The following is a 6014-nucleotide window of genomic DNA, read 5'->3' on the forward strand; positions in this document are numbered from 1 at the left end:
CCCACATGGCTTCCCACTCGGCCTCTGCCTCCCGCCGCCGTTTCCTGAGCCTCGCCGCAGCCGGCGCGGGCGCGATGCTCGTCGCGCCGCACATGGTCTTCGCGAGCGTGGCCACCGACCGCCGCTTCGTGTTCGTGATCCAGCGCGGCGCGGCGGACGGCCTGAACATCGTCGTCCCCTACGCGGAGCCCGCCTACGCGACGCTGCGCGGCCCGCTGACGATCGACGCGGCAAGCGCGACGAAACTCGACGGCACCTTCGCCCTGCACCCCTCGCTCGTGCAGACCGCGCAGATGTACCAGTCGGGGCAGGCGCTGTTCGTGCACGCCATCGCCTCGCCGTATCGCGACCGCTCCCACTTCGACGGCCAGAACGTGCTGGAAACGGGCGGCCGCGCGCCCTATCAGGTGAAGGACGGCTGGCTCAACCGGCTGGTCGGCCTGATGCCCGCCACGCGCGAAAACGCCATTGCGCTCGCGCCCACGGTGCCCGCCGCGCTGCGCGGGCCCGCGCGCGTGACCTCGTATGCGCCTTCCGCCCTGCCGGCGGCGTCCGACGACCTGCTGATGCGCGTTTCTTCGCTCTACGAAGCAGATGCGCAGTTGCGGCCCCTCTGGGAATCGGCGCTCGGCGCGCGCGGCCTCGCAGGCGATATCGGCCCGAAGCAGGACCCGGCCAGCCTCGGCAAGCTCGCGGCTCAGTTTCTCGCGCGCCCCGACGGCCCGCGCATCGCGATGATCGAGACCGGCGGATGGGACACGCACAGCGCGCAGAACGCGCGCCTCGCCAACCAGCTGAAAGCGCTCGACACGATGGTCGCGGCGCTGCGCGAGGGCCTCGGCGCCGACTGGGACAAGACCACGGTGCTCGTCGCCACGGAGTTCGGCCGCACGGCCGCCGCGAACGGCACGGGCGGCACCGATCACGGCCAGGGGTCGGTGGCGATGCTGCTAGGCGGCGCAGTTAAAGGCGGGCGCGTGCTGGCCGACTGGCCCGGCCTGCGCAGCGCCGACCTCTACGAGGGACGCGACCTCAAGCCCACGGCCTCGCTCGATGCGCTCATCGCGGGCGCGGCCAGCGAAAGCCTCGCGCTCGACCCGCAGCGCACCGCGGCCACCCTTTTCGCTGAAGCGGGTGCGCCGCGGGCCACCACGGGCCTGATCCGCACCTGAGCGAATACACCGTGCGTCAAGCACAACGACGATAAATCAGCCTATAACCCGAAGGAGTACGAAACGTGATGAAGAGGACGATGCTTTCCGCCGCCCTGTGCGCCTGCACGGCGCTCGTTTCAGCGTGCGTGGTGGAACCGGCGCGGCCGCCCGAGCCCCCGCCGCGCGTGGAGGTCATGCCGCCTCCGCCCGCGCCCGGTTATCATTGGGTCAAGGGGCACTACCGCTGGGAAGGCAACCACTGGGAGTGGGTGCCGGGCCACTGGTCGGCCTACTGAGGTTCCGGCAGTTTGGTTGCCTGCGCCGCGTGACGGGAAACCGTCGCGCGGCGCAGGGGGAATCGAAGCACGAAATCGCAACACGAAATCGAAGCGGCCCCGCGCGGCGGGCGCCGCATTTTTGGCGTCAGCTCAGCGCGGGATGCGCGGCGCGCCATTCGTCGACGATGTCCTTGCCGCGATGCTCGACGGCGGACAACGCCATCAGCACGTCGATCTTCAGCTTGGGGATCGTCAGTTCGACGGGCGGCAGCGTCACGTCCTGCGCCTCGCCGGCATAGCCTTCGATTTTTGCGCTGCACACCCACTGCGTATCCGTCGCGTCAGCTTTCGCATCGGTTGCGATTCGAAAGCCACGATATTCGATTGCCATTTTTCCCTCCGATACCCGATAAAGCGCCAGACAAAACACCTGACAAAGCGTAAACATTCGCCGCTCGCGCGCAGCGAAAACACCGAATATAGCACTGCGCCGCAACATGCTCAGCGCGGTCGCCACGGCTGCTTTCGCCGCATTCGGCCACTCCGCGTTCAGAAGCCCGCGGCAAGCCCGTCACGCCGCGAATCGCTGGCCGCCACATAGCCCCGCTCGGGGTCGTTGCGCTCCAGCTTCCAGATGAACTGGCCCGAGCCGAAATCCATATACGGGTCGTCGATGCGCTTGATCTGGTGGCCGCGCTGCTGCAAAGCGAGCACCGTATCCGGATCGAATGTCGATTCGACGTCCAGCGTGAAATCCCGGTTGACCTTCCAGCGCGGCGCGTCGCAGGCGGCCTGCGGCTGCTGGCTGTAGTCGAGCATGCGCACCACGGTTTGCAGATGCCCTTGCGGCTGCATGTCGCCGCCCATCACGCCGAAGCTCATGACCGCTTCCTGGCGGCCCGCCACCTGCTGGGTGAGGAACGCCGGGATGATGGTGTGGAACGGCCGCTTGCCGCCCGCCACCACGTTGGGCGAAGCCGGGTTCATCGAAAAACCGCAGCCGCGATTCTGCAGCGCGATGCCCGTGCCCGGCACCACCACGCCCGAACCGAAGCCCATGTAGTTCGACTGGATGAAGCTCACCATCATGCCGCGCTCGTCCACCGCCGACATATAGACCGTGCCGCCCGCCTTCGGCATGCCGAAGCCGAAATGCGTGGCGCGCTGCGGGTCGATCAGCTTCGCGCGCGATTTCAGGTAGGCCGGGTCGAGCATCTGCCCGGGCGTGACGTCCATGGAACGCGGGTCGGCAACGTAGCGGTAGACGTCGGCGAATGCGAGCTTCATGGCCTCGATCTGCAGATGCTGGGCCTCTGCTCCATCGAGCGGGAGCGAAGCCACGTCGAACTGCTCCAGGATGCCGAGCGCGATGAGGGCCGCAATGCCCTGCCCGTTCGGCGGAATCTCGTGCACCGTGTAGCCGCGGTAGTCCTTGCCGATCGGCTCGACCCATTCGGCGCGATAGCCGCGCAGGTCGTCCAGCGTCATCGCGCCGCCGCACTCGCGCGAAAACGCCGCAATGCGCTCCGCGATCTCGCCTTCGTAGTACGCGCGCGGGCCTTGCTCCGCGAGCCGGCGCAAGGTCGCGGCGTGGCCCGGCAGGCACACGCGTTCGCTCACCTCGGGCGCGCGGCCATGCGGCATGAAAGTCTCGGCAAAACCGGGCTGGTTCTTCAGGTCGGGAATCGCGGCCTGCCACTTGTGGGCGACGATGCTGGCCACCGCGTGGCCGCGCTCGGCGATCTCGATGGCGGGCTGCATCAGGTCGGCGAACGGCAGCGAGCCGAACTTCGCATGCAGCGCCTCCCAGCCCGCGATGACGCCGGGCACGGTCACCGTGTCCCAGCCGCGCACGGGCTGCTTCGCGCGGCCCTGTTCTTCGCCGTAACGGCTGCGAAAGTAATCGACGTTCCAGGCCGCGGGCGCCGTGCCCGAGGCGTTCAGGCCATGCAGGCGGCTGCCGTCCCAGACGAGCGCGAAGGCGTCGCCGCCGAGGCCGCACGAAACCGGCTCGACCACGGTAATGGCCGCTGCCGCGGCGATGGCCGCATCGACGGCATTGCCGCCTTGCCAGAGCATGCGCAGGCCCGCCTGCGCTGCAAGCGGCTGCGAGGTCGAAACGATATTGCGGGCGAACACCGGCAGACGCAGTGTCGGATACGGGTTTTGCCAGTTGAAGCGTGTCATGGAACGGTGCCTCGGGAGGAAAGCAAAAATACTAATACAAGCGGCGCGCATGCTGTCGGATTGCGAGGGGTTATCCCCTATTCCCGCTAAATTGTCTATACAACATCATCTGGAGTGCTACCTCGTCCGCCTCTTTCCGGAGTTTCTCGTGGTCCAACCCGAATCCCTTGCCCAACTCGCACCCGACGGCCGCAAGCTGCTCGAAACGCGCTCGATCGACTACATCCCCGAAACCGAGCGCCACGGCAGCCTGCTCAGCCAGTTCACGCTGTGGCTTTCGGCCAACCTGCAGATCACGGCGATCATCACCGGCGCGCTGGCCGTGGTGCTGGGCGGCGATGTATTCTGGTCGCTCGTCGCCTTGTTGATTGGACAACTCGTGGGCGGCACGGTGATGGCGCTCCACGGCGCGCAAGGCCCGCAACTGGGCCTGCCGCAGATGATCTCCAGCCGCGTGCAGTTCGGCGTCTACGGCGCGGCGCTGCCCATCGCGCTCGTCTGCATCATGTACGTGGGTTTTTCGGCAAGCGGCACCGTGCTGGCGGGCCAGGCCACGGCGCAACTGCTCGACGTTTCCGATACCACGGGCATCTGCCTCTTCGCCGTGCTCATCGTCGTGCTCACGCTGCTCGGCTATCGCTCGATCCACTTCGTGGGGCGCATTGCGAGCGTGGTAGGCGTGGCGGCCTTCGCGTTCATGTTCGCGCAACTCTTCTCTCACCACGACATCGGCGCGCTGCTCGCCAACCAGCACTTCACGCTGCCGAGCTTCCTGCTTTCGATGTCGCTCTCCGCCTCGTGGCAGATCGCCTTCGGCCCCTACGTGGCCGATTATTCGCGCTATCTGCCGCGCACGACTTCCCCCGTGCGCACGTTCTTCGCCGTGGGCCTCGGCTCGGTAATCGGCGCGCAGGCGGCGATGGTGTTCGGCGTGTTCGCCGCCGCGCTCGCCGGCCACGCGTTCGCGCATCACGAAGTGGCGTATATCGTGGGGCTCGGTGCGAGCGGCGCGGTGGCCGCATTGCTCTATTTCAGCATTGCCTTCGGCAAGCTCACCGTGACCACGCTCAATGCATACGGGAGCTTCATGTCGATGGCCACGGTGGTGAGCGCGTTTCGCTCGAAGCGCGCGATCTCCACGCGCCACCGCTTTGTTTATATCGTCGCGATGGTGGGCCTCTCCACCGCCGTCGCATTGGCGGGACGCCATTCGTTCCTCAAGGAGTTCACGGCATTCATCCTGTTCCTGCTGGCGTTCTTTACACCGTGGAGCGCGATCAATCTGGTCGATTACTATTGCTTCACGCAGTCGCGCTACGACGTGCCGGCGCTTTCCGATCCCGATGGACGCTACGGCCGGTGGAATGCGAAGGCGATTACGATTTATGTGCTCGGCGTGCTCGTGCAAATGCCCTTTATCTCCAGCAGCTTTTACACCGGGCCGTTCGTCGATGCGCTGGGAGGCACCGATATTTCGTGGATACTCGGGCTCGTGGTGCCGGGCGTGGTGTATTACGTCGTGATGCGCCAGTCGCGGCAATCGATTCCGGATCGGCTGGTTTTGCCGGTTGAGAAACGCTGATTCCCGAAGTGCTGCGCGCTAGCGCACAAGGCTTTTAAAACGGATACGGCTCTGGATTTTTGTCCAGAGCCGTATCTTTTGACTGCTGCAGATCTTTCCTGCGCGCCCCTACTTCACCGCATTCAGCGCCTCGATGGCGGCAAGCGCACCCCCCACCATCCCCCGCAGCACAGGCTCGACCTTGCCCGCAAGCGCCGGCACATAATCGAACGGCGCCGTCTCGCTCATATAGGTGGATTGGCACATCTCGAGCTGAATGGCGTGCACGCCGTCCTGCGGCGCGCCGAAGTGGCGCGTGATATAGCCCCCCTTGAAACGCCCGTTCGCCACCCACGTATAGGCACTCGCCTGCGCCGCACTCGCCGCCGCTGCCTGCACTTCGGCCGCCGCCGTGCGGCCATCCTGCGTGCCGATATTCAGGTCCGGCAGCTTGTTTTCGAACAGCCGCGGCAGCACGCTCGCAATCGAGTGCGCCTCCCACAGCAGCACGTTCGCATGCAGACCGCGCAGCCGCTGCAACTCCGCGCGCAGTGTTTCGTGATACGGCTGCCAGTAAGCCGCGACACGCTGCGCGCGCGCCGCAGCGTCGGGCGCGCGGCCCTCGCGATAGAGCGGCTCGCCGCGGAAGGTCTCGGCCGGACACAGCGAGGTGGTCGTCTGGCCCGGATACAGGCTCTCGTCGTTCGGCGGACGGTTCAGATCGATCACGTAGCGCGACACGCGCGCGCCGAGCATCGTCGCACCGAGCTCTTTCGCGAACGCGTAGAGACGATCGAGGTGCCAGTCGGTATCGGCAACGGCGAGTGCGATATC

6 protein-coding genes are annotated in these 6014 nt (G+C 66.4%); 3 read left to right on the top strand and 3 right to left on the bottom strand.

The features are described 5' to 3' along the window. Positions 1-5: 5 nt before the first annotated feature. On the top strand, positions 6-1172 hold the full coding sequence (locus BFE01S_RS35380; RefSeq protein WP_042339847.1) for a DUF1501 domain-containing protein: 1167 nt from the start codon (positions 6-8) through the stop codon (positions 1170-1172). Between the two features lie 68 nt (positions 1173-1240). Further along, a complete protein-coding gene (locus tag BFE01S_RS35385) occupies positions 1241-1450 on the top strand; it encodes a YXWGXW repeat-containing protein (protein WP_028229541.1) in 210 nt (69 codons plus the stop codon). A gap of 127 nt (positions 1451-1577) precedes the next feature. Here the strand turns inward: BFE01S_RS35385 and BFE01S_RS35390 are convergent, their stop codons facing one another. Together BFE01S_RS35390 and BFE01S_RS35395 are read right to left on the bottom strand one after the other, a co-directional pair. Further along, positions 1578-1949 carry a hypothetical protein gene (locus tag BFE01S_RS35390; RefSeq protein WP_245621278.1) on the bottom strand — a complete coding sequence of 124 codons (372 nt, stop codon included), beginning with the start codon at positions 1947-1949 and terminating at the stop codon, positions 1578-1580. A 32-nt stretch (positions 1950-1981) separates the two neighbouring features. Beyond that, positions 1982-3619 (bottom strand): gamma-glutamyltransferase family protein, encoded by a 1638-nt coding sequence (locus BFE01S_RS35395; protein ID WP_028229543.1) that lies wholly within the window; start codon positions 3617-3619, stop codon positions 1982-1984. Positions 3620-3815: 196 nt separating this feature from the next. On the opposite strand from BFE01S_RS35395, the gene BFE01S_RS35400 reads away from it, so the two are divergent. Continuing rightward, positions 3816-5201 (top strand): purine-cytosine permease family protein, encoded by a 1386-nt coding sequence (locus BFE01S_RS35400; protein ID WP_028229544.1) that lies wholly within the window; start codon positions 3816-3818, stop codon positions 5199-5201. 108 nt (positions 5202-5309) lie between these two features. Here BFE01S_RS35400 and hutG read toward each other — a convergent pair. Further along, a partial coding sequence (gene hutG / locus BFE01S_RS35405; RefSeq protein WP_028229545.1) for an N-formylglutamate deformylase occupies positions 5310-6014 on the bottom strand: 705 nt, incomplete at its 5' end.

Origin of the sequence: Paraburkholderia ferrariae NBRC 106233, assembly GCF_000685035.1 — a bacterium.
GTDB lineage: Bacteria > Pseudomonadota > Gammaproteobacteria > Burkholderiales > Burkholderiaceae > Paraburkholderia > Paraburkholderia ferrariae.

Excerpts from the sequence above, each read along its gene's own strand:
- BFE01S_RS35380 (WP_042339847.1), top strand. The coding sequence starts at position 6 with ATGGCTTCCCACTCGGCCTCTGCCTCCCGCCGCCGTTTCCTGAGCCTC.
- BFE01S_RS35385 (WP_028229541.1), top strand. The coding sequence starts at position 1,241 with ATGAAGAGGACGATGCTTTCCGCCGCCCTGTGCGCCTGCACGGCGCTC.
- BFE01S_RS35395 (WP_028229543.1), bottom strand. The coding sequence starts at position 3,619 with ATGACACGCTTCAACTGGCAAAACCCGTATCCGACACTGCGTCTGCCG.